19 protein-coding genes and 2 pseudogenes are annotated in these 22,672 nt (G+C 69.9%); 8 read left to right on the top strand and 13 right to left on the bottom strand.

The window, feature by feature from the left end; genetic code table 11:
• Positions 1-262: 262 nt before the first annotated feature.
• The 4 genes and pseudogenes from AAFF41_RS26725 to AAFF41_RS51675 form a co-directional block, all read right to left on the bottom strand.
• Positions 263-1,120 (bottom strand): glycosyltransferase family 2 protein, encoded by an 858-nt coding sequence (locus AAFF41_RS26725; protein WP_060898431.1) that lies wholly within the window; start codon positions 1,118-1,120, stop codon positions 263-265.
• Positions 1,121-1,207: 87 nt separating this feature from the next.
• A complete protein-coding gene (locus tag AAFF41_RS26720; RefSeq protein WP_319751869.1) occupies positions 1,208-1,471 on the bottom strand; it encodes a hypothetical protein in 264 nt (87 codons plus the stop codon).
• A gap of 80 nt (positions 1,472-1,551) precedes the next feature.
• On the bottom strand, positions 1,552-1,848 hold the full coding sequence (locus AAFF41_RS26715; RefSeq protein ID WP_054237454.1) for a hypothetical protein: 297 nt from the start codon (positions 1,846-1,848) through the stop codon (positions 1,552-1,554).
• 126 nt (positions 1,849-1,974) lie between these two features.
• A pseudogene (locus tag AAFF41_RS51675) lies at positions 1,975-2,076 on the bottom strand (NPP1 family protein); the annotation flags it as partial.
• A 1-nt stretch (position 2,077) separates the two neighbouring features.
• Between AAFF41_RS51675 and AAFF41_RS26710 the strand changes: the two are divergent.
• A pseudogene (locus tag AAFF41_RS26710) lies at positions 2,078-2,518 on the top strand (MFS transporter); the annotation flags it as partial.
• A gap of 358 nt (positions 2,519-2,876) precedes the next feature.
• Here the strand turns inward: AAFF41_RS26710 and AAFF41_RS26705 are convergent.
• Both AAFF41_RS26705 and AAFF41_RS26700 read right to left on the bottom strand, forming a co-directional pair.
• Complete coding sequence (locus AAFF41_RS26705; protein WP_343324738.1) at positions 2,877-3,143, bottom strand: hypothetical protein; 267 nt, start codon at positions 3,141-3,143, stop codon at positions 2,877-2,879.
• Positions 3,144-3,469: 326 nt separating this feature from the next.
• Positions 3,470-5,353, bottom strand: a complete 1,884-nt coding sequence (locus tag AAFF41_RS26700; protein WP_343324737.1) for a hypothetical protein — start codon at positions 5,351-5,353, stop codon at positions 3,470-3,472.
• Positions 5,354-5,759: 406 nt separating this feature from the next.
• Between AAFF41_RS26700 and AAFF41_RS26695 the strand changes: the two genes are divergently transcribed.
• Complete coding sequence (locus AAFF41_RS26695; RefSeq protein ID WP_319751875.1) at positions 5,760-6,416, top strand: TetR/AcrR family transcriptional regulator; 657 nt, start codon at positions 5,760-5,762, stop codon at positions 6,414-6,416.
• Positions 6,417-6,510: 94 nt separating this feature from the next.
• Positions 6,511-8,031, top strand: a complete 1,521-nt coding sequence (locus tag AAFF41_RS26690) for an MFS transporter (RefSeq protein ID WP_343324736.1) — start codon at positions 6,511-6,513, stop codon at positions 8,029-8,031.
• Between the two features lie 65 nt (positions 8,032-8,096).
• Here AAFF41_RS26690 and AAFF41_RS26685 read toward each other — a convergent pair whose 3' ends face one another.
• The 6 genes from AAFF41_RS26685 to AAFF41_RS26660 form a co-directional block, all read right to left on the bottom strand.
• On the bottom strand, positions 8,097-9,212 hold the full coding sequence (locus tag AAFF41_RS26685) for a zinc-binding dehydrogenase (protein ID WP_343324735.1): 1,116 nt from the start codon (positions 9,210-9,212) through the stop codon (positions 8,097-8,099).
• Positions 9,209-10,015 carry a phytanoyl-CoA dioxygenase family protein gene (locus AAFF41_RS26680; protein ID WP_319751878.1) on the bottom strand — a complete coding sequence of 269 codons (807 nt, stop codon included), beginning with the start codon at positions 10,013-10,015 and terminating at the stop codon, positions 9,209-9,211. Before AAFF41_RS26680 ends, AAFF41_RS26685 begins: the two co-directional genes overlap by 4 nt.
• A 50-nt stretch (positions 10,016-10,065) precedes the next feature.
• Positions 10,066-10,317, bottom strand: a complete 252-nt coding sequence (locus AAFF41_RS26675; RefSeq protein ID WP_319751908.1) for an SDR family NAD(P)-dependent oxidoreductase — start codon at positions 10,315-10,317, stop codon at positions 10,066-10,068.
• A gap of 110 nt (positions 10,318-10,427) precedes the next feature.
• Positions 10,428-11,399, bottom strand: coding sequence for a TauD/TfdA dioxygenase family protein (locus AAFF41_RS26670; RefSeq protein ID WP_343324734.1), 972 nt, complete (start codon positions 11,397-11,399; stop codon positions 10,428-10,430).
• The gene (locus tag AAFF41_RS26665; RefSeq protein ID WP_319751880.1) at positions 11,396-11,590 is read right to left on the bottom strand and encodes an MbtH family protein; all 195 of its coding nucleotides are present in this window, start codon (positions 11,588-11,590) and stop codon (positions 11,396-11,398) included. Before AAFF41_RS26665 ends, AAFF41_RS26670 begins: the two co-directional genes overlap by 4 nt.
• Positions 11,591-11,594: 4 nt before the next feature.
• Positions 11,595-15,542: an amino acid adenylation domain-containing protein gene (locus AAFF41_RS26660; RefSeq protein ID WP_343324733.1), complete on the bottom strand. Its 3,948-nt coding sequence runs from the start codon at positions 15,540-15,542 to the stop codon at positions 11,595-11,597.
• Positions 15,543-15,810: 268 nt separating this feature from the next.
• Here AAFF41_RS26660 and AAFF41_RS26655 point away from each other — a divergent pair, with 268 nt between their 5' ends.
• Positions 15,811-16,602, top strand: coding sequence for an AfsR/SARP family transcriptional regulator (locus AAFF41_RS26655; RefSeq protein ID WP_319751882.1), 792 nt, complete (start codon positions 15,811-15,813; stop codon positions 16,600-16,602).
• A 40-nt stretch (positions 16,603-16,642) separates the two neighbouring features.
• On the opposite strand, the gene AAFF41_RS26650 is transcribed toward AAFF41_RS26655, so the two are convergent.
• A complete protein-coding gene (locus AAFF41_RS26650; protein ID WP_388409395.1) occupies positions 16,643-18,427 on the bottom strand; it encodes a phosphatidylglycerol lysyltransferase domain-containing protein in 1,785 nt (594 codons plus the stop codon).
• A 396-nt stretch (positions 18,428-18,823) separates the two neighbouring features.
• Between AAFF41_RS26650 and AAFF41_RS26645 the strand changes: the two genes are divergently transcribed.
• From AAFF41_RS26645 to AAFF41_RS26630, 4 genes are all read left to right on the top strand, one after another.
• Entirely contained in the window at positions 18,824-19,201 is a 378-nt protein-coding gene (locus AAFF41_RS26645; RefSeq protein WP_319751884.1) for a hypothetical protein, read from the top strand.
• 329 nt (positions 19,202-19,530) lie between these two features.
• Positions 19,531-20,283, top strand: a complete 753-nt coding sequence (locus AAFF41_RS26640; protein WP_054237434.1) for a DUF5819 family protein — start codon at positions 19,531-19,533, stop codon at positions 20,281-20,283.
• Positions 20,280-21,329, top strand: a complete 1,050-nt coding sequence (locus AAFF41_RS26635) for a hypothetical protein (protein ID WP_343324732.1) — start codon at positions 20,280-20,282, stop codon at positions 21,327-21,329. The genes AAFF41_RS26640 and AAFF41_RS26635 overlap by 4 nt, the downstream gene beginning before the upstream one ends.
• The gene (locus AAFF41_RS26630; protein WP_343324731.1) at positions 21,322-22,527 is read left to right on the top strand and encodes a peptidoglycan DD-metalloendopeptidase family protein; all 1,206 of its coding nucleotides are present in this window, start codon (positions 21,322-21,324) and stop codon (positions 22,525-22,527) included. Before AAFF41_RS26635 ends, AAFF41_RS26630 begins: the two co-directional genes overlap by 8 nt.
• Positions 22,528-22,672 lie beyond the last annotated feature (145 nt).

The following is a 22,672-nucleotide window of genomic DNA, read 5'->3' as shown; positions in this document are numbered from 1 at the left end:
CGCGCCTTATTGCGACGACTTCACGCCGACCGACTTCCGGTTTCCAGGTTTCCGGAGGGAAACCCGTTGGCGACATGTTAGCGATCCGTTGGCGCGGGCTGATGGGATCACTTCATCGGATCTGGCCCGACGGTGCGCGCGTACGACGCGTAACTCGGGGGAGTGTCGCCGCCGTGGCCGGATCCGGGGACAGAGAGGGCCCCGGTCGTCGGAGGTGAGCGACCGGGGCCCTCGTCCGCCCCGGCCGTCCTGCCGCCCGCCGTCAGATGACGGGCGGGCGTCCCAGCCGCGTGAGCCGCCACACCGTTCGCCACCGCATCGGCCGCCGCTCGCCGCCCGACTGCCGCAGCCCTTCCGCGAAGCCGCCGAACCAGGCCCGCAGCCCGCCGAGCGAGCGCGTCCGTGCGAGCGTCAGCAGCATCCAGATTCCCAGGTGCACGGGGATGAGCGGGAGGGGCAGCCTGCGACGGGTGAGCCAGACCCGGTTGCGGGCGGTGACCCGGTAGTAGATGGCGTGCCGGGCGGGCGAGGTCTTGGGGTGCTGGAGCAGCAGTTCGGGCTCGTAGAGCACGGTCCACCCGTCGTCGATGGCCCGCCAGGCCATGTCCGTCTCCTCGTGTGCGAAGAAGAACTCGGCGGGCCAGTCCCCGATCCGGGCGAGCATGGGCATGGACAGCGCGTGTCCACCGCCGAGGAACCCGGTGACCGGACCGCCCCGCATCGGGTCCTTGGCCCCGACCCGGGGCACGTGCCGGCGCTGGGTCTCCCCGTGCTCGTCGGCGATGCGGAAGCCGACGATGCCCAGGCGCGGATCGGCGGTGTACAGGTCCCGCACCTTGCGCAGCACATCCGCGTCGACCAGCAGCCCGTCGTCGTCCAGCTCGACGACGACGTCCACGTCCGCGAACTCCCTGAGCCGGGCGAGGCCCACGTTGCGCCCGCCCGGGCAGCCGAGGTTCTCGTCGACCTCGATGCCGGTCACCTCGCCGGGCAGTCCCAGCCGCTCGGCGAACTCGGGCAGCGGACACCCGTTTCCCACGATCACGATCCGCGCGGGCGCGACGTCCTGCTTGGCCACCGAGGTGAGCAGCGCGTCGACCTCGTCGGGCCGGTTCCCCATGGTCACGACGGCAACGGCGATCCGAGGCCCCTCCGACACGACACCACTCCATCCCAGGCCGACAACTCTGCCCGCGATGCTAGCCGTTCACCCGGAGTCTCCCTCACGTACGCCGCGTTTCCCCGCGCTCTCCGCATTTGCCCACGTCGTACGAAGCTCTTTGCGCCGTACGAACTTCAGCCCCGACCAGTCCTCCCCCAGCGTGGCCACCTTCACGTCGACCACCCCGAGCGGCAGGAAGATCTCACGCAGGGCGTTCTCGGTGATGTCGCTGCGGTGCCCGGCCGCCCTGCGCGGCCAGGCGGGGGCCACGAGCACGGGGTGCGCGCCCGGAGTCCCGTCAATTCTCACCGACTCCTGTCGACTCTTACCGCCCCCTGCCGACTCCTCTCGACTGTCGGGGCCCTTACCGGACGCACACCCGCGCGGCCTCAGGCGGCGTACGCGCCCCGCACCTCGAAACGCTCGGCGGACGGCGGGGCGGCCAGCCAGTCCTTCAGGCCCGCCTGGAACTCACGGAACTCCTGGATCTCGGAAAGCGGATTCTCGATCCCGTCCGCGATCTCGAGTTCCGCGAGGTAGGTGACTCCGTCGGGGAGCCGGTACGAGGCATAGCGCACGCCCTTGGGCCGCGCGGCCTCGATCGCGGCGAACATCTTCCGCAGCGCCGCTTCGAGCTCGTCGACGCACTCGGGCCTCACCGTGGCACGAACCATCAGAACAGCCATGTCGTCATCTCCTTCTCGTCCCTGTCACGCCTGTCACACCGCTACCGGGCCACGTGGGTGGCGCCATCTCCCTGACGCGCCCGGAGGCGGGGGTGTGACGGGGACGAAGAAGGAATCCCCGACCGGTCAGGCGTTGGGGTCGAACGAGATGCCCGCCGGCATGGCCTTCGTGAGGTGGGCGGCGAAGTCGGCGTCCTTGAGTCCGAAGGTGGCGCTGCCGACGTCGTAGGGCGCCCTGGTCATCGCCCTCGGCTACGGCATCTCCCTGCCGCTCATCGGAAACGGCTCCGCCTTGGGCCTGCTCGCCGTGACCATCGTCTGCAGCACGGGCGTCGGTTTCGCCTACGGTGCGATGCCCGCGCTCATCATGGGCGCGGTGCCCCAGTCGGAGACCGCCTCGGCCAACAGCTTCAACACGCTGATGCGCTCGATCGGCAGCTCCGTCTCGGCCGCCGTGATGGCCGTGGTCCTGGCCCAGATGACCACGAAGTTCGGCCCGGTCTCCCTGCCGTCCGAAAGCGGCTTCCGTGTCGCCATGCTGATCGGCTCCTGCGTCGGCATCGCCGCCGCGGTCGTCGCCTTCCTCATCCCGGTCCGCCCCACGGCCGCCCGGCCGCAGGCCGAGCCCACCCAGGACGCGGCCTCCGAGGCGGTGGAGGCGAAGGCCTGACTCTCGCGGGATCCAGAGAAACCGCAGGTCGGGAGCCGACCTGCGGTCGGCGACACCTGGAGAGCCTGTTCCGCGAGCGGTTGGGTCTCACCCCCAAACGGCTCGCGCGGATCACCCGGTTGCGTCACGCGCTGCGGCTGCCCATCACCGGCGCGGCCCGGCCGGGTCGCGCCGCGGGACTTCCGTGGCCGACCGACTCGAAGGAAGAACCTGGCGAAGAAGGCCCTGGCCGCCCTCGGCCACGCCGGACCTGACAGGGCCGGCGGACCCAGACACAGGACCGCCGCCAGTAACAGCGCCGACTGCCCACCCATAAGGTCGCCCCATGACTCGGACGGCGAACGGTCCTCGTTCCGAGTCACGCGATGAGACCGACGAGAACGATGAGGCCGACGCGGATTCTGGACCGTACGACCTGGACCCCGACCTGGCGACTGCTCCGGGGCGGTGGGCGGCCGGCAATCTCGGCGTGGGACTCTCCGCCGCCCCCTCGGCGCCCCGCACCACGCTGCTGTTCCTGTGCGTCGGTGCCGACCTCGGCTTCGGCGAACGCGCCGTCCTGGACGCGGCCAGGCGTACGGAGTCGGTGCTGCCCGGCGCGGTGCTCGCGGGGCGCGGTACTCACCGGCCTGTTCTGCGCGGCACCCCTGACATTCGCCGGGGGCACCCCACACCTGGACGCCCGCGGCGGCACCCTCCTCACCGCCTGCCTGGCCCTGGGCTTCACCGGCCTGAAGCGTGCCTCTTCGACGAGCAAGCATTGCCCAGGATTTCCCTGTCTGCCCCCCTTTCACTGTCTGCGCAGGTCAGAGGGCATGGAGGCATCCGGGCCTTGATGATCGTTCACGGGGCTTCCCTGTCCTCCCGACCCCATCCTGGCCCCAGGAAGGCCCCGTCGGCGCCCCGGAGGTTCCCGGGGCGCCCTTCGTGGTGGTCGTCAGAAGGGGCTGCTCAGCGCACGTCCACGTAGTCGTGGTAGCTCTCGGCGTCCACGTAGGAGCCGGACGCGAGGTAGACCCCGACCCAGGTGCCGTCCTGCTTCGCGGTGAAGCGGGCGGTGAAGTGGCCGTGCGAGTCGGCCTTGACGGAGCCCAGCTGTGTCCAGGACGTCTTGCCCTTGGCCTGGAAGAGGATGTAGACGCGCTGCTTGCCGAATGCCACCCACTTCGTGCCGCTCAGCCGCTGCAAGGTGCCGGTGGTGGTCACGGTGTGGCCCTTGCGGACCGGCTCGGGACCGGCGTTGAAGCCGGTGATCCGGGTGGCGGTGCGGTTGAAGTGTACGGAGTTGGAGTAGCCGGGCTGGTAGTCCGAGGACCCCGCCGAGTACAGCCGCCAGTAGCCCTTCGGCACCGAGACGTACCCGTCGAGGTTGAAGGTGCCGTCGGACTTCGTGGTGAACCAGCCGAGCGACTTCCAGCCGGTCTTGCCGTCGGCCGACTGCTGGACGTACAGCTTCCGGTTCGGCGGCACCTTGCCGTTGCTGGCGCTCATGCTGCCCTGGATGTGCAGGTCGGAGTACTCGTCGATCCAGCTCGAACAGAAGCAGATGTTCGTCCGGTTGATGACATCGACCTTGAACTGCGCGTGCGAGGCGGTCAGATACGGGTCGGCCAGGTAGCTGTCCAGGCTGGTCTCGACCGTGAAGGTGCTGTCGTCGTAAGGGATGTACGGGTAGGTGAGCGTGAAGCGCCCGCCGGCACCGCTGGTCGCCTTGGCGTAGTAGCCCATTTCGAGCGCGACGCCCTTGGCCGGGCGCCAGGTGCCGTCGTACAGGTACTCCACGACACCGGACGAGGACACCTTGGCACCGAACTTGATCCGCACGCTGGAGTGGTCCAGCCGAATCCGGCTCGGGCTGACCACGACCGGCAGCGTCTTGCTGTCGACGAGGACATAGGTGCTCGTGCCGTCGGGGTTGGCGATCCAGAAGGAGAGGAAGACCGGCACGGACGTGGCGTCCAGGCCGTTCAGCTTCGGTGCCACGTCGATCGCGTAGCTGCCGTCGGCGGCGGTGACAGCGCTGAAGCCGTTCCCGGCCACAACGCTCAGCTGCTTCCCGGCCAGCGGCGAGGTGTCGCCGGTGATCGGGTCGAAGACCGAGATGCGGCCGCTGAGCGTGACGTGCGTGTGCTCCACGTCCAGCGCGGCGGGGCTGATGCTGCGATCGGCGAAGAGCGGCTTCGGCTCGACGTCGACGGTGGTGGCGTGCGCCGACGAGGTGCTGTCGCCGTCGCTGTCCTGGGCGCTGACCGTCACGTCGTAGCTGCCGTACGAAGGCAGGTGCGACATGCGCGGCGAGCGCCAGACGCCGTCCTGCGGCGTGCCGGACACGAGTGTGAAGCCGGTGACTGCGACGGTCGCCGGGTCCGCGCCGCGCAGCTCGGTCAGGTCGGCGGACACCTCGGTGACCGCCGAATCGGAGGAGACGGCGACCGTCAGGAAGCCGGCGTCGGAAGGGTCGGAGCCGACGTTGCCGAACACCGGGGCGCCGGTGCCGTCGGCAGGCGCGCTACTGCTCGGGGCGGGCGTCGGGCCGCCGGAGGGCGAATCGGACGAGGTCGGATCGGAGGGGGTCGGATCGGCAGAGGTCGGGGTGTCCGACGGTTCACCGATGGGTGGGCTGGACGGGGACGGGGTGTCCGAAGGAGTGCCGGACGAGGCGCTGGTGGGCGTGTCCGTCGACGTCGGATCAGCCGTCGGATTCGTGGTCGCGGTGGCCGCCGGGTCCTGCCCGGACGTACCACCGTCGGCCCCGTACGCCAGCGCCGGCGCGGCGAGGAGCGCGGCGCCCAGTGCGGCGGACACGGCCGCCGACACCAAAGAGCGTGTTCTCACTGCTGGGTTCCCCCCACGGGAATGGCGCGGCCCCGCTGCCCCGGATATCCGGAGGCCGGCCGCGTTTTTTGTATGGCTGCTGTGAACATCACGCAACCCATCGGACTCTAGCGCCTGCCCCCGACACGGGAGCAACGGGGTTTACGGAACGACCGATGGCCTCAACTGCGCCTGCCTGTATGGCTGTTAAGAATCCTGCCCAGAGCGGTTCACCGGTGTCAGGGCGACCCGACGGCGACCGCTCATGCCCAGTCGGGCGGTGCGTCCGGTACGTGGTCGGGATCGTCCTCGCAGACCGGACTGGCAGCGCCCCGGCGTCCCCGGCTCCCGGGTTCAGTGCGCGATGAACCAAATATTTGACGCATTCAATACAGAGTGCATTCAATACACTGTGTATCGTGAATCCGTGAGTACACCAGACGCCGTGCCCGGACGAGAGACCCGCCCGCCCCGCCGCCGCGTCCACACCCGTGCGCGGCTGCTGGAGTCGGCTGAACGCGTCATCGTGGAGCACGGCTACGCCCAGACGACGATCGAGGACCTCTGTGCCGCCGCGGGATACACGCGAGGCGCGTTCTACTCCAACTTCCGCGGCAAGGACGACCTGGTCCTCGCGCTCTTCGATCGCCACTCGGCGGACCGTCTCGACCAGTTGGAACGGCTGCTCGACGGGTCCGGTGCCGTCTCGGCCGAGGGCGTGGCCCGGGCGTTGCTGGAGGTCGACGCGCTGGAGCGGAACTGGATCCTGCTGTTCCTGGAGTTCCGTATCCACGCCGCCAGGGATCCGCGGCTCGGCGCCAAGCTGGACGAACACGACCGAGCCGTCAGGGACGCCCTGGCAGAGCTGCTCCAGCGGTGCTGTCCCGGGGTGGCCCGCGAGGTCGCGCCGGTCGGCGGGGTCGCGGCCACCCTGCTCGCCATCCGTGAGGGCATCCTCGCGCGGACGGCGGGCGAGGGACCGGGTGCGCGGGAAGCGCTGGAGGCCGCGGTCGCGACGCTCTCGGCGATCCTTCCCGCGCTCGGCATCGCGCCAGCCCCCGCAGCCCCGGAGCCGGAGTCATAGGGCGCGCGGGCATCGCCCTCCACATGGCTTGACGTCAGGGGCACCGGTCACGGACCGGCGCCCGGTTCCCCCTACTTCCGCGAGGGATCACACCATGCAAGGGACGCCGCCCCGTCCGGACGCCCGACGGGCAGACTCCCGGCGCTGGAAAGCGCTGATATTCATCGCACTTGCCCAGCTGATGGTCGTCCTCGACACCACGGTCGTCAACATCTCCCTTCCGTCGGCGCAGCACGACCTCGGTATCTCCGACGGCAACCGCCAGTGGGTCATCACCGCCTACTCGCTGGCCTTCGGCGGGCTGCTGCTCTTCGGCGGCCGCATCGCCGACCTGGCCGGGCGCCGCCGTATGTTCATCATCGGCCTCGTCGGCTTCGCGGGAGCCTCCGCGCTGGGCGGTGCGGCGGTGGGCACGGCGACCCTGCTGGCCGCCCGCGCTCTGCAGGGAGCGTTCGGGGCTCTGCTGGCGCCGGCCGCCCTGTCCCTGCTGGCCGTGACGTTCAGCGAACCGAAAGAGCGTGCCAAGGCGTTCGGCATCTACGGTGCCGTCTCCGGTGGCGGCGGCGCACTCGGACTGATCCTCGGCGGTGTGCTCACGCAGTATCTGAGCTGGCGCTGGGCGCTGTACGTCAACATCCCCTTCGCGGTCGCCGGGATCGTCGGCGCGGTGACCGTGATCCGCGAACCCGCCGGTCGGCCCCCGAGGTCCCGGCTGGACATCCCCGGAGTCCTGCTGGCGACCGCTGGTCTGGTCTCGCTCGTCCTCGGCTTCTCACAGGCCGAGACGCACGGGTGGCACGCGCACGTCACCGTGACTCTGCTGGTCGCCGCGGTGCTCCTGCTCGCCGTGTTCGTCGTGGTCGAAAGCAGGGTCGGGACGCCGTTGCTTCCTCTGCGGGTCGTCACCGACCGCAACCGCGGCGGGGTGTACCTCTCCCTCGGGCTGTCCGTCATCGGGATGTTCGGCCTCTTCCTCTTCCTCACGTACTACCTGCAGGTCGTGAAGGGCTACACCCCCTTCGCCACCGGACTCGCCTTCCTCCCGATGATCGTCGGCATGGTGACCGGGTCCACCCAGATCGGCTCCCGGCTGATGAACGTGCTGCCGCCCCGGCTGCTGATGGGCACGGGCTTCCTGGTCTCCGCTCTCGGCATCCTGATGCTGACCCAGCTCCGGGTCGAGAGCTCGTACGTCTCCGTGGTGCTGCCCGCCCAGGTACTGCTCGGGCTCGGCATGGGAACCGCCTTCATGCCCGCGACGAGTCTGGCCACGCACCATGTGCAGCCGCAGGACGCCGGCGTGGCCTCCGCCATGGTCTCCACCTCGCAGCAGGTCGGCGGTTCGATCGGGACCGCGCTGCTGAACACCGTGGCGAGCAGTTCGGGCCACCGCTGGGCCGCCCGGCACCTTCGGCAGGCCCGGTCCCTGGGCAGGACCGGCTACGCCAATCACGCCGCCGTCCACGGGTACACGGTCGCGACCTGGTGGGCCGTGTCGATCCTCGGCATCGCCGCGCTGGCCGCCTTCACCCTCATCGACGCTCCCCGCCAGGACACCGGCCCGTCCGCCGCGGCCGACACGGAGAAGACGGCAACGCCCGCCCTGCACGGCTGAGGCAGGACGAAGGGGTTCCTCCCGGTGGCCCGGGTGGAACCCCTTCAGCGCGACACCTCCACCGCTCAGCCGGTGAAGACCGCCTTCATCACCGATCCGTCGGCCACCCGTGCCAGCGCCTCGGCAGGGTCGCTCAGCGGGAACACCGTCACCAGCCGGGCGAGATCGAAGCGCGCCGTCAGTGCCGGGAGAAGCTTCACGTATTCGACCAGGTGCGCTCCGGAGAACGCCCAGGAACCGATCACGTCCAGCTGCCGGAAGACGATCTGGTGCGGGTTGAGCACCGTGTCACCGGCGTCCGTGTACTGGCCGATCACCAGGTAGGAGCCTCCGCGCCGGGCCAGGGAGAGACCCTGGGCCACCGCTGCGGGCACTCCCGCACACTCGATCACCAGATCGGCGCCGAGCCCACCGGTCGCCTCCAGTACCTCGGCCGGGACCTCCTGGGGTGTTGCCGCGCCGGCGATGTCGATGTGCACGTCGCCGACGCCGGCCTCGGCCGCCAGTCGCAGCCGCTCTGCGGGGCCGCCCACGATGATCACCTTGCCCGCGCCGGAGAGCTGGGCCAGTGCCGCGGCCGCGAGGCCCACCGGCCCGCTGCCCTGGACCAGGACCGTCTCGCCCAGCCGGACCGGCCGACGGTCGTGGAGGGCGTGCACCACCGTCGGACCGGCACAGGCCAGAGACATCGCAGCCACCTGATCGACCCCCGGGTCGAGTCTGACGACCGTGGTCCCCGGGCGCAGCACGATGTGCTCGGCCCAGGCCCCCGAAAGAGCCGGTTCCTCCACCGTGGAGCGGTTCACGCCGTAGGTGCGGCGCTGCTCGCACAGCGTCGGCTCCCGGTACTGCCGACAGGGCACGCAGACGCCGCAGGCGATGGAGGAGGCCCACATCACCGCATCCCCCACCCGCAGCGGCCGACCGGCCGCGTCCACGCCGGTGCCGGGGCCCAGCTCGTGCACCACGCCGAGACCTTCGTGGCCGAGCACCAGCGGGGTGGGCACCGCGAGGTGGCCCTTCTGAAGGTGCAGATCGGTTCCGCACACCCCGCCGTAACGACAGGCCACCACCAGCCCGCCCGCAGGGGCCGGCGGCAGGTCGAACTCCCGCAGCTTCAGGGGCTGGTCGAACTCCTCCAGGACCAGGGCACGGGACCGCAGTACGGGTCGCGCGGTCATCGTGCGGCTCCGTCGAGGGATGCGAGGAACGTCTCCTCGAGGGGCACCAGCGGCCGGGTGTCGCGCAGCACCACGTGCTCCGGGCGTGGTTCACCGGGCCAGCTCGGCAGGTTCGTGGTGTCGTTGTAGGTCGCGATGAGAAGCCGACGGGGGAACGGGGACATGTTCGGAGCCGAACCGTGCACGATCTCGGGGGAGAAGAAGACCAGCGAGCCGGCCGGTCCCTTGGGGCTGGTCATGCCGTGCGTGGCCACCAGGTCGGCGAGCTGCTCGGCGGTGAGCGCGATGTCGTCCGGGTCGAGGTGCAGCTCGGACTTGGCCCCCTGGCGGCGATCGTCGCGCACCAGGCCGGCGCGGTGGGAGCCGGGGACGAAGATGACCGGGCCGTTGAACTCGTCCACGTCGTCGAGGAAGACACCGACGTTGATCTGGCGGGGGGCGGGCAGGTTGTCGGCAATCCGCCAGGCGACGTAGTCCTGGTGCCACGACCAGCGTTCGCCGCCGAAGGCCGGCTTGGCGTTGATCTTGAACTGGTAGGGGTAGACGTCCTCGGTCAGCAACCGCCGGACCGGCCCCAGGACCCGGGGGTCACGCAGCAGCGCGGCGTACTCCGGTTGGCGCTGGTGGGAGGCGTAGACGGCCCGCACCGCGACACCGTCGTCCTCGACGATCCGCTGGGGTCCGGGGACCTCGCAGTCGCGCTCGAACGCCGCACGCAGGGCCGCCACTTCGGCGGCCGTGAGTGCGGACTCCACCAGGAGGAAACCGTCCTCGTGGTAGCGGTCGATCTGTTCCTCGCTCATCAATTCTTCGCTCTCTCGCTGTGTTGAGGACGGGCCCGGCGCAGTGGCGCTCAGCCCATGAAGGTGCCGCCGTCGACGACCAGTTGCTGGCCGGTGAGATAGCTGCTCCGATCGGTCACCAGGAATTCGAGGGCGTCGGCGACGTCCGTCACCGTGCCGATCCGCCCGAGCGGGATCTGGCCCAGAACGCACCGACGTGGCTCCGCCTCGTCCAGCCGGTACCGCTCGACGACCTCGGGTGTGTCGGTGAAACCCGGGATCAGCGCGTTGACCCGGACCGCCGGCGCGAGTTCCAGCGCCAGACACTCGGTGGAGGGCGAGGACGCGGTGTCCCAGGGCGCTGAGCCGTCTGGACAGCTCCAGTCCGATGCCGCGGGTGCCGCCGCTCACCACGGCCGTGCGGGCGGCCACCTCAGAACGGCCGGTCACCGGCGATGGCCGCACGGTCCACGACACGACGGTGGGGGTAGTAGTCGGACGTGGCGTAGTGCTGCACCGCGCGGTTGTCCCAGAACACCACGTCCCCCGGCTGCCAGCGGAAACGCACCTGGTACTCGGGGTACTGGACGTGCCGGAACAGGTACCGCAGCAGTTCCTCGCTCTCCGCGGGCTCCAGCCCCTCGATGTGGGTGGTGAAGATGGAGGTGACGAAGAGGCTCTTGCGTCCTGTCCTCGGGTGGGTCCGCACCACCGGATGGGCGACCGGCGGGAACAACTCCTGGAAGTGCCGGCGCTGCTCGTCCGTCAGCAGGTCGCGGTAGTTCGCCGACGGTGTGAAGTCGTGCACCGCCCGCAGGCCCTCCAGGCGCCTCTTCACCTCGTCGGGCAGGTTGTCGTAGGCCGCGCCGGTGTCGGCGAAGAGCGTGTCGCCCCCGGCCTCGGGCATCTCCACCATCCGCAGGACCGCGCCGAGCGGCGGGTTGGGGATCCAGGGGAAGTCGTGGTGCCAGACGTTCTCGAAGCCGGGGTTGGCAGCGCCCTTCTCCAGGCGGACGACGTCCTGGGAGGCGCCCTTGGGCAGGAACGGGTGCTGGTCGATCTCGCCCCAGTTGGCGGCGAAGGCCCGCTGCTGCTCGTGGGTGAGTTCCTGCCCCCGGAAGAAGAGGACCTTCCACTCCAGCAGGGCACGGTCCAGTTCCTCGAAGACCTCCGGGGCCAGCGGTTCGGACAGGTTCAGGCCCTCGATCTGCGCACCCAGCAGTGGGCCGTGGGGGCGCACCGAGAAGTGCCCGTACGGTCCGCCCTGCCGGCCCTCGGCGAGGCGCCGGAGCAGCCTCGGCCCGTGGTGGTCCTCGCGGCCGTCGATGCCGTGCCGCACCAGCGCACGGATGCGTGTCAGTTCCTCGGTGTCCTTCGCCGCTTCGTCATTCAGCGTCGTGGTCATGTGGTTTCGTGCTCCAGTCGGTCGGCCGGGTGATGATCGATGTGGTCCAGGCACTCCTGGCGGGTACCGGCGGGACGGGCGACGGCCCAGCCGGCGGGGACGTCGACGAAGGCCGGCCACAACGAGTGGTGGCCTTTCCCGTCGGCCAGGACCAGGTAGGTCCCGTTCGGATCGTCGAAGGGGTTCGGCACGGGTTCAGCTCCCCACGGAGTCGCGGCCGAGGGCCGCTCTGTGCAGGTGATCGGCGAGTACGGGCGCCAGTTGCGCGAGGGCTTCGGGCGTGGTCATGCGGTGATGGGTCACCGTCACGTCGTGCGTGCGGATCTCGCCGTCCACGTACGCCCGCCAGGCCTGCGGGGAGGTACGGCCGGCCTCATAGGGGTCGGTCGGGTCGGACAGCGCGGCGGCGAAGAAGAGCAGATCGCCCCGGAAGCGGCCGGGTGTGTACGAGGTCATCAGACGCAGGTCGTGCAGGAAGACCTCGTGCAGACACCTGGTCGGCACCTCGTCCGGCAGCTGCTCGGCGCCGCCGAACACAAGCCTGACGAAGGCGCGTTCATCGATCTCGGGCACCGGCCCCACGGCACTCGGGCAGGGGTAGGAGTCCAGCACGGCCAGCAGCGCCACCCGTTCGCCCGCCGTCTCCAGGGCGGTCGCCGCGGCATGCGCCACCAGCCCGCCGAAGGACCAGCCGAGCAGGTGGTAGGGCCCGTTGGGCTGCACGGCCCGGATCTGCTCCAGGTAGTCGGAGGCCATCTCCTGGACGCTGCCGGGCATCCGGCCGGAGTCCGTGAGCCCGCGCGCCTGCAGACCGTACACCGGCTGGTCGGGCCCGAGATGGCGGAGCAGGCCCTGGTAGGACCAGCTGATGCCGGCGGCGGGAGGGAAGCAGAACAGCGGCGGACGGCCGCCCCGACGGCGCAGCGGGAGCAGCGGTGCCAGGGGTCCCTCGTCGGCAGCCGCGGAGGTCATCCGGCGGTCCAGTGCCGCCACCGTCGGGGCCTCGAACAGGTCCCGGACGCTCAGATCCACCCGGAAGTCGGCCCGGATCCGGGCGAGCAGCCGGGCCGCCAGCATCGAGTGGCCGCCGAGCTGGAAGAAGTCGTCCTCCGCGCCGACCCGGGCCACTCCCAGCACCTCGGCGAAGTGCCCCGCCAGGGCCTTCTCCCGCGTGGTGCGCGGGGCACGGGTGGGGGTGGCCGCGGTGAAGTCGGGTCGGGGCAGGGCCCGGCGGTCGAGCTTGCCGTTGGGGGTCAGCGGGAACGCGTCGAGCACGACCACGGCGGCCGGCACCATGTGCCTGGGCAGCCGCTCCGCCACATGCTCGCGGACGGCCGCCGGAGTCGGTGCTCCCCCGCCCTGCGCCCCCACATAGGCGACCAGACAAGCGGCTCCCGAGGGGTCGTCACGGACGACGACCTCGGCCTGGGTGACGCCCGGACAGCCGGCGACGGCGTCCCTGACCTCCGCCGGTTCGATCCGGACACCCCTGATCTTGATCTGGTGGTCGGTACGGCCCAAGTACTCCAGATCACCGTCGGGCAGGCGGCGGACCAGGTCGCCCGTACGGTACATCCGGCTCCCGGGCTCGCCGAAGGGGTCGGCCACGAAGCGTTCGGCCGTCAGTGCGGGACGATTGAGGTAGCCGTGGGCGAGTGCCTCGCCGGCCAGGTAGAGCTCGCCCGGAACACCCGGCGGCGCCAGACGCAGTCCACCGTCCAGGACGTGCCCCGACACGTTGGGGATCGGCCGGCCGATCGGCACGGAGGAGGGCCAGTCGGCGGTGTCGGCCGGCAGGGTGTAGGCGGTGACCAGGTGGGTCTCGGAAGGACCGTAATGGTTGTGCAGTCGCCGGTTCGGCACCCGGCGGCAGAACTCCCGGACGGCGCGGCTGGGTACGAGGGCCTCGCCGCCCTGGGCGAGCACCAGCAACGCGGGAAGGTCCCGGTCCTGTGCGACCGCGGCCTCGCAGACCGCCTCGATCACCAGGTGGGGTGCGAAGAGTTCGTTGATCTGCTGCTCGTCCAGCCACGTGGCCAGGCGGTCCGGGTCGCGTCGGACGTCGTCGTCCGGAATGACCAGGGTCTTGCCGAAGAGCAGCGCCGAGGTGATCTCCTGCACCGACACGTCGAAGCTGAGTGCGGTGAACTGGGCCGTCCTGGAGTCGGGAACCCGCGGAAGGTCGTCGTTGTGCCACCTGAGCAGATTGACCAGGGAGCCGGTGGGCATCACCACGCCCTTGGGAGTCCCGGTGGTGCCCGAGGTGTAGATGACGTACGCGGTGTGCCACGGCTCCAGCCGGCCGAGGCGGTCCCGGTCGTCCACCGCGGCACCGGACCGGTGCCGGAGTGCCTCGGCGGTCTCGGGCCTGTCGACCACGAGGGTGCGGACGCCGGTCTCGGGCAGGCCGGCGAGAACCCGTGTGGTGGTGAGCAGCAGCGCGGGCGCGGAGTCCCGCAGCATGAAGGCGATCCGCTCCACCGGGTACTCCGGGTCGACGGGCAGGTACCCGGCTCCGGCTTTCAGGATGGCCAGCAGGGCGACGACCATGTCGGCCGACCGGGAGGCCGCCAGGGCCACGATTCGGTCCGGGCCGGCGCCTTCGGCGATCAGCAGCCGGGCGAGGCGGTTCGACGCGAGGTCGAGGTCCCGGTAGGTCACGGCCCGTCCGTCGCGGTCCAGCACGGCCGTCGCCGTGGGGGTGCGTGCCGTCTGGGCGGCGAACAGTTCGGGCAGCGTGGTCTCGTGGTACTTGAGGCGGTTGGCGCGTGACTCGGCGAGCAGTTCGGCGCGCTCCTCCTCGGTGGCCAGGTCGATCAGACCGACCGCTCGCTCCTGGGCGTTCGGCGCGGTGAACGCCCTGAGGAGTGCCAGGAAGCGGCGGTGGTGGGCGGCCAGTCCGTCGGGCCGGTACAACTCGGGATTGCCGACCAGGTCGATCTGCGGTCCGGAGCCGTCGGAGCGGTCGTAGGCCGTGACGGAGAGGTCGTCGACCGGTCCCTGGGTGAGGTTGTGCGCCTCGGCCCGGTGCCCGGCGAATTCCAGGTCGTAGTCGAAGGACATGATGTTGACCTGAGGGCCGGTCAGGAAGCTCTCCTGTGGGCGCAGTCCGAATGACCGGGAGAGGGACTCTCCCCGGTGGCGCTGGTGCCGGAGCAGTCGGCGGAACTCCCGGGAGACCTTGCGTATCAGGTCGAGCACGGACTCTTCGGGGCGCACCTCCACGTGCAGCGGCAGGGTGTTGGAGAGCATGACCGGCACCGTGCGGAGTTCGGCGTCCGGCCGGGCCGCCACCGGCAGGGTGAGGACCACGTGCCGCTCCCCTGTCGTCTTGTGCAGGTAGGCGACGGTGGCGGCGATCAGCAGCACCGACCAGTGCGTGCGCGCCTGCCGCGCCGCGGTACGGAGCCGGGTGGTCTCGGCGGCGGAGAGCCGGCCCGTCTCGGTCAGGTTGTGATCCGGGGTGCCGGACGGGGTGCCGGCCAGCCGGGTCGGCCTCAGCGCCTCGGCGAACCGGTCGCCCCAGTGGGCCTGGTCGGCCGCGCATGCGTCCGATTCCCGGTACCGGCGCTCGTTCTCCAGAAGCGTGCGCAGGCTGCCGTACGGTGCCGGCGCCGGGTCGCGGCCTGCGACGAGGGCACTGTAGAGCTCGGCGACCCTGAGGGAGATCAGTGCGCCGCTGTGCCCGTCGGCCAGGATGTGATGAGCACTCAGGTACCAGACGAAGTGTTCGGGTCCGAGTCGGAACAGGGCGTACGAGAAGAGGGGACCGGTGGACAGCGGCAGCCGACGGGCCAGGTCGGCGCGCATCCAGGCCTTGGCCGAAGCCATGGCATCGTCCTCGGTGCTGACGTCGAGAACGGGGAAGACCCAGTCATCGGCCAGGTCGGCGATCTGCCAGGGCACGCCTTCGCATTCGCCGAAACGTGCCTGAAAGGGTTCGGCCTCGGCGATGGTGCGCCGGAGTGCGGCTTCGAACTTCTCCGCGTCGATCGGTCCGCGGATCTCCAGGTATTCACCGATGCGGGACTGCTGCCCTCTCGGGTTCAACTGCTCGGCCAACCAGATCTCATGCTGGGCAGCCGAAATTGGCAGACGTGTGCCGTCCAACTCTTTCCCCCGTAAATCACGTTGTGCAGACATTTCAGAGACTAGACCGCACCGCTAAACCCCCCCATACACCGGACCAGCCGCATTTCATGCGCCCCACACTGCATATTCCACAACGATGGCGTACGTCACATCCGATCGGCCCGGTCGCCCCGGGGCTCAAGTCGCGGTGAGAGTCGAGCCAATTCTCGGTAAAAGGGAGACCTCGAACTTGCCTGGCGTCCGGCGCGCCACCGAAGATCATCCTTCGGCGGGATTGACCAACCTGCCGTCATGGAAAACACGCCCACGGGGGATAGAAATGGACTTCCACATACTCGGGCCGCTGGAGATCACGGCGGCCGACGGCTCCGTCACACAGGGTCCCGGCGCCCTCAAACAGCGGGCGCTGCTGGCGCTGCTGTGCCTGAACGCCGAGCGCGTCGTCTCCACCCGGCAATTGACCGACCTCCTCTGGACGGACAACCCGCCACGCACCGCGGCCACCGCTCTGCAGGTCTACGTGTCCCGGCTGCGCAAGCACCTGTTGGCACTGGGCGCGGACCCGGCCGTCCTTGCCACGCGGGCTCCCGGTTACGTCCTCGACCTGGGCCGGCGGCACGAACTGGACCTGCGCCGTTTCGAGTCCGATGTGACAAGGGCCCACCAGCTGAACGCCATCGGCCGGACGGCGGAGGCCTCGGAGCTGCTGGCCTCCGCCATCGCGCTGTGGCGCGGGCCTGCCCTCGCCGACGTCCGCGGCCTGCCCATGCTGGACGATCTGGGCCACCAACTGGACGAGAAGCGGAATTCCGCGCACGAGCTGTGGGTGGAAACCGAACTGCGGCTCGGCCGGAACGCCTGGGTGATCAGTGAGGCCTACGGTCTGGTCGCGGACCAGCCGTTGTGGGAGAACCTCTATCTCTATCTGATTGTGGCTCTCTACCGCAGTGGCCGCACCGCCGATGCACTCAGCGTCTACAACACCCTCCGGAACAAGCTCGTCGAAGGGCTCGGCATGGAACCGAGCCTGCGGCTCCGGCAGGTGCAGCGGGCCGTTCTCTCCCGAGCCTCCTGGCTCGAGGACAAGGCAGCCCTTCCGCTGGTCTCGTAGAGGTTCACACACCCGACCCGGGGACGTCCCTTCCGCCGCCTCAGACCGCGGGCCGGACGTCCTCCGCGGGCGTGAGGGTGGTGGTTCGCCTGGCGCGTGCGGCCCGGGGCAGCTCGAGGGTGATGAACGCCTCCGCCCGCATGACGGCGAGCCCGATCCTGGGCAGATCGCGTGCCCGCGGATACACCAGGAACCGCGGCTCCCAGCGCGGCTGGAATTTGGCGTTGAACTTGTAGAGCGACTCGATCTGGAACCAGCGCGAGGAGAAGACCAGCAGTCCGCGCCACACGCGCAGCACCGGTCCTGCGCCGAGTCGCTCACCCCTGGCCAGGGCCGAGCGGAACATCGCGAAGTTCAGTGACACGCGACGCACGCCCATCTGCTGCGCCGCCTGCAAGGCCGCGACGATCAGCAGCTCGTTGAGGCCGGGGTCGGCGGAGCGGTCGCGTCTCATCAGGTCCAGGGAGATGTCCTCAGGCCCCCAGGGCACGAAGTGCAGTATCGCCTTCAGGTCGTCGCCGGCCGGGTCCTCGCCCGCCGCCTCATCGGGTGCCTTGTGGGCGGTGACGACGACGCACTCGTCGTCCGCAGGATCGCCGAACCGGCCCAGCGCGGTGGAGAATCCGCGCTCCACGGTGGTTCCCCGCCAACGTGCGGCGGCGTCACCGATCCGTTGCCGCTCCGTCTCGTTCAGTTCGGCGACCCGGCGGACCCGGCAGACGTAGCCGCCCCGCTCGATCCGCTTCACCATCTGCCGGACGTTGCGCATGGCCCGTCCGGACAGCGAGAAGTCGGCCGTGTCGACCACCGCCTCGTCGCCCAGCTCCAGCGCATCCAGCCCGGTCTCCCGGGCCCAGATCTCCCCGCCGGTCTCACTGCAGCCCACCACGGCCGGCACCCACGCGTGCTCGCGGGCCTCGGTCATGAAGGCGTTGATCGCACCGGGCCAGGCCTCGACGTCTCCGAGCGGGTCGCCCGAGGCCAGCATGACGCCCGAGACCACCCGGTAGGCGATCGCCGCCTTGCCCGAGGGGGAGAACACCACGCTCTTGTCGCGCCGCAGAGCGAAATAGCCCAGGGAGTCACGGGCGCCGTAGCGGTCGAGCAGCGCCCGCACGCACGACTCGTCCTCGGCGGTCAGTTCCGGTTCCGGCGTCTCCGGGCGCAGTGCCAGCCAAGCGCTGGTCAGCGCGGTCAACAGGCCCAGAGCGCCCAGCGAGTAGCCCACCAGATCGGCGACCCGGACGGAGGTGTACCCGACCGGCCCCTCGACGCCGAACAGCCCGTACAGCACGTGCTCCAGCCGTTGCGGAAGGGTGTACGACCGGCGCTCGCTCGACGGGTGGACGCTGACGACGAGCAGGCCGAGCAGGACGCTGAGCCCGCCCAGGCCGAGGAAACTGGCAAGTGCTCTCAGGCGGGTGCGCGGGTCGGCCTTGGCGTAGAACTCGCGCCGGTGGAACAGGATCAGTCCCAGCAGGACCAGCGCGATGAGCGCCGTGGGCAGCTCATGGCGGTGCAGCAGATGGAGTGCCGCGCTCGTAGGAAGCAGCACCACCACCGCGCGCCAGGCGCGACGTTTGCGGCGGCGCAGCGCGTGGGCCAGCAGGACCAGCAGCAGTCCGCTCGTCAGTTGGCCCACCGCCGCCAGCGTGCTCACCCCGCCGGGAAGGTCACCGAGCCAGCTGTGCACCCGGGAGTGCCGGAAGCCCGGGAAGAGGGCACTCACCAGGTCCAGGACACCGATCAGCCGGCAGATGTGCCCCGCCGCTGTCGGAACCCATGGCCGTCCGTTCCTATAACGCTCTTTCACGTTCCAAACCATAGAGGCCGATCAGACCTCATTTCCTTGTCCTGCCAGTCCATTGAGGGCTGCGTTAGCGCGGGTTTAGTTTCCTCTCGAAGAACCCATCGCAGAGTAAAGATTGTGCAGCGCGGCCATTACCTCGAAGCGTTGTGGAGAGTACGGGTGGCAATAAACCCTCTCGAATTGAGCTCCACCTTGAGGTCAATTGAGCTTTATCTGAGGTTGGAGGGCTCAACTCCGCTTCACGGCCATTTATTTCGTTGAGTGTCGCGCCGAGTCGTGGCTAGCATGAACCCACTCCCCGGTTACTCAAGGCCTTTGCCTGCCGTGATGAGCCATGGAGAAAAGTGCGCACATGTCTGCGAATCGATTCGCGCACCCAGCTGAAATTTCCACCACTCGAAGGGAATCACCATGAACGGCAAGCGTGCCGTCGCCGGTGCGATGATCGCGGCTCTCGCCGCGGTCGGCACCGCGGGTCTCACCACTTCCAGCGCGTCGGCTGCCTCCCTGCCGCAGCACAAGGCCGCCGCCCAGCACTCGGTCACCACCGCCCAGGTCCTCAGCAAGGGTGCGCAGCCGCAGTTCTGGCACGCGATCGCCCAGAGCGTCGCCGCGGCGACGGTCGTCAAGGCGACGGAGCAGGTCGCGAAGTTCACGACCAAGCTCCCGAAGTCCAGCGACTCCTCGTCGTCCAGCGAGTCCTCGTCGTCCTCCAGCGGCGGTCCCGCTCTCAGCGGCACGTCGCTGCACGGAGTGATACCGGGCGACACCGCCTACGACGCCAACTGACCTGATTGCGTCAGGTGTTGCACAGCGCCGCGCGACGTGCGGCAGCGAAAGACCCACTGGCGTCGGCCGACCACCGGCGCCGCGTGACCTGTGGCGCCGACTGACCCTCGGCGCAGGGGGAAGCCACGGCACCGCCCGGCCGGCGGAGCCGCGTGGCACGCGGCATCGGCCGACGATCGGTGCCGGATGACGTGCGCCACCGCATGACCAGCGGTGCGAAGTGACATGCGGTGTCGGGTGTCCACCGACACCGCATCGCCCCCCGGTGCCGGGGCGGGGCGCCCCGCCCCGGCACACAGCGTCGCGCGAATCCATTCCTTTTTTCCGACATGACCGACCTGGACGTCGGCCCCACCTGGATGTGGACAGCGATGAGAGTTCTCGCGCGCTCGCGCGCATCGGAGGGCGCACCCCGGACGGCGGGCGGGGCGCTCCCGGCGAAGGTACGGGTCAGCGCGCTGGCCGCCCTCGTGGCCGTGGCGGTGTACTGCTTGTGCTGCCTGGTGTACAACGCCCCCGACTCCCCGGCGAAGGACCGTGTCAAGGGCCCCGTCATGGCCTTCATGGAGCCGTACTTCTGGCAGGACTGGCAGCTCTTCGGACCCACCCCCGGCAGCAACAACGACTTCGTGTACCTGCGCGCCCGGATGACGCTCCCCGGCTCGGGCAAGACCGTGGAGTCGAGCCCCGTCGAGATCGAGCAGGCCATCGACCGATCCCCGCGCGAATTCCGGGTGAACCCGACGAAACTCCCCGGCGTGCTTCTCGCGTTCGACGCCGTGGCCAACCGGTACGCGGGTATCGCGAACAAGATCCAGAAACTTCCGGCGACGGAACGGGAGGACGCCCGCAAGCGTCTCGACGACCAGTTCAAACCGGACTTTGAGGAGATGCAGCGGTTCTTCTCCGTACAGGCGAAGGCGCTCTACCCGGACGCGGAGATCATCTCCGTACAGGCGATCTTCAAGAACCGTCCCATCGTGCCGTTCTCGGCGCGGTACGCGGAACCCAAGCCGAAGGAGCACGAGAAGGGACTGCTGGCGACGTCATGGATGGACTACGTAACGGGGGTGGAGCAGTGACCGGCGTGTTCGCCCTGATGGGCAGGGGATGGCAGGCCGGCACGGCGCGGCTGGACGCCGCGCTGCTGCGCCTCGCGAGCAGGAAGCACCGGCTCATCGGAGTCGCGGCGCTCCGCGTCGTCATCGGCTTCGCCACCCTGCTGTACTGCCTGTCCGACTACTCGCGGCGGCGCTTCCTGTGGGGGCCGGACTCCTACAACTCGATCTCCACGGCGAGGGCCGAGCTGCCGCGCTGGGGCTTCTCGATCTTCCTGTGGAGCCATTCCACGCTCTGGTTCGAGATCGCCTATCACGCGGTGATCGTGGTCGCCCTGGCGTTCATGATCTTCGGCGGCCGGGCGCTCACCCTCGCGCAGGCCCTGATGATGTGGTCGCTGCACAACCGGAACCAGGATGTGCTCGAAGGCGGCGACAATCTCGCCCAGATCGTCATCCTGTTCATGGTCTTCACCGTCTCCAACGCCTACTTCGCGCCCGGCGCCAAGCGGCGGCGCGCGCGGATGCGCGCGGACGAACGGCCGACGACCTCCACCGTGCTGCACAACCTCGCCGCCTTTCTCATCGTCTTCCAGACCGCGGTGCTGTACTTCACCGCCGGCTACTGGAAGATCACCGGGAAGGTGTGGCAGGACGGCGTGGCGATGTACTACATCAGCCGGATCACCGGCTTCGAGATGTCGGCCACGTACGCGCACCTGATGAACAACGCCTTCGTGGGTACCGCTCTCTGCTACTTCACGATCTTCATCGAGCTGGCGCTGCCCTTCGCGATCCTGTCCGCTCGCCCGTGGATCCGGAAGGCCAACACGGTGGCCCTGGAGGGCATGCACCTGGGCATCATCGCCTGCATGGGCCTGGTGTGCTTCGGGCTACTGATGATCGGCGCGGACTGCACCTGCCTGCGCGACGAGGACTACCGGTCCCTCGCGCGGCGCTTCCGGTCCGTCAAGGAACATGTACGGGGCGGGAGTTGGTCACCACTGCCCGCGCGCGGCATGACCCCGGTGGCCATGACGGCGGGACAGGACGGTGCGGCCGATGCGTGACACGACCGACGAAGCGGCGAACGCCGCGCCGGACGCCCTGTACCGGTTCCTCACCGCCGAGCCCGCCGACCGGGAACGCCTGGCACCGCGCGTGGTCGCCGCCGTGGGCCGGGAGCGGCTCGACGAGATCGTGGACACCACGCTCGGACGGGTCGGCGAGGTCACCGGCGTGCGCGACAGCCGCGACGGACTGGTGATCGAAGGCACCCGGGGACGGGCCCTCGCCTTCGCCGCCACCAGGGACGGCCATGAGCTGGACGGGCTCCTGATCGCACCCGGCGCACACCGCCCGGCACGCCTGCGCACCAACTGGGTGCGCCCGGCTCTGGCCTGGACCGTGCTGGTCCTGCTGTTCCTCGTGCGCATCGACGCCTGCTGGGAGGCCCCCTCCCGGATCGCCTGGTGCGGCCGTCTGCTGATCGTCGCGGCCGGATACCTGGTCGTGGAGGGCTGGCGTGCCCCGGCCCTGTTTCCGTGGTGGATACGCCGACCGCTGGAGGCCGGGGCGCTCGTCGCCCTCGCCTCCGCCTGGCGACTGCCCGGGCTGCCCACGTCGGGCGGTGCCCCCGAACTGGTCGTGGGGGCCGCACTGGTCGCCGTCCTCGGCGTACTCCTGATGCGGGCACGGCGTCACCGCTGGGGGACGGCCGTCTCCCAGCCCCTCGTCTTCCCCTTGCAGGGTGGCCGTTGGTACGTGGGGCAAGGAGGCGGACGCAGCCTCAACCATCACTTCGCCGTCCCCGGGCAACGCGGCGCCCTGGACGTGGTCCAGGCCGGCCCGGGCGGGACGCGCGGGCGTCACCGCGCCCGCACCCAGGGCACGCACGGCAAGAACGAGCGCTACCTCATCTACGGGCAGCCCGTGCACGCACCCTGCGACGGTACGGTCGTCTCCGCCGCCGATCACATCGACGACCAAGAACCCGGCGCCGTCCGCTACCAACCCCTGTACGGCAACCACGTGTGGATCGACACGGGCGCCGAGATCGTCAAGCTCGCCCATCTGCGTCCCGGCACCGTGACCGTGAGCACCGGCGACCCCGTGCGCGTCGGGCAGGTGCTCGGCGAGGTCGGGAACTCCGGCAACAGCAGCGAGCCGCACCTGCACCTCCACGCCGAGCGCGACGGCCTCGGCCTCGACCTGGAGTTCCAGGGAGTCTCGGGCCCGCTGTGCCGGGGCCGGACCGTCCGCACCTAGGCCCTGTCGTCACATTCCCGTCTGCCCCGTGACCCGGGCGGACGACGGGAATGTGACGACGGACCTGGGCATCCCGTTCAGTTCAGCAGCCACCGGGCCGGCACGGCGAGACGTCCGTGCCGCGCCCCCTCGTTCTGCTCTGCGC

This window comes from Streptomyces mirabilis (genome assembly GCF_039503195.1).
Classification (GTDB): Bacteria; Actinomycetota; Actinomycetes; order Streptomycetales; family Streptomycetaceae; genus Streptomyces; species Streptomyces mirabilis_D.
This window is presented reverse-complemented; position numbering and strand designations above follow the sequence as displayed.

Coding starts and splice junctions, on each gene's coding strand:
- AAFF41_RS26725 (WP_060898431.1), bottom strand. CDS start 1,120: ATGGGGAACCGGCCCGACGAGGTCGACGCGCTGCTCACCTCGGTGGCC.
- AAFF41_RS26715 (WP_054237454.1), bottom strand. CDS start 1,848: ATGGCTGTTCTGATGGTTCGTGCCACGGTGAGGCCCGAGTGCGTCGAC.
- AAFF41_RS26690 (WP_343324736.1), top strand. CDS start 6,511: ATGCAAGGGACGCCGCCCCGTCCGGACGCCCGACGGGCAGACTCCCGG.
- AAFF41_RS26685 (WP_343324735.1), bottom strand. CDS start 9,212: ATGACCGCGCGACCCGTACTGCGGTCCCGTGCCCTGGTCCTGGAGGAG.
- AAFF41_RS26680 (WP_319751878.1), bottom strand. CDS start 10,015: ATGAGCGAGGAACAGATCGACCGCTACCACGAGGACGGTTTCCTCCTG.
- AAFF41_RS26670 (WP_343324734.1), bottom strand. CDS start 11,399: ATGACCACGACGCTGAATGACGAAGCGGCGAAGGACACCGAGGAACTG.
- AAFF41_RS26660 (WP_343324733.1), bottom strand. CDS start 15,542: ATGTCTGCACAACGTGATTTACGGGGGAAAGAGTTGGACGGCACACGT.
- AAFF41_RS26655 (WP_319751882.1), top strand. CDS start 15,811: ATGGACTTCCACATACTCGGGCCGCTGGAGATCACGGCGGCCGACGGC.
- AAFF41_RS26650 (WP_388409395.1), bottom strand. CDS start 18,427: ATGGTTTGGAACGTGAAAGAGCGTTATAGGAACGGACGGCCATGGGTT.
- AAFF41_RS26645 (WP_319751884.1), top strand. CDS start 18,824: ATGAACGGCAAGCGTGCCGTCGCCGGTGCGATGATCGCGGCTCTCGCC.
- AAFF41_RS26640 (WP_054237434.1), top strand. CDS start 19,531: ATGACCGACCTGGACGTCGGCCCCACCTGGATGTGGACAGCGATGAGA.
- AAFF41_RS26630 (WP_343324731.1), top strand. CDS start 21,322: ATGCGTGACACGACCGACGAAGCGGCGAACGCCGCGCCGGACGCCCTG.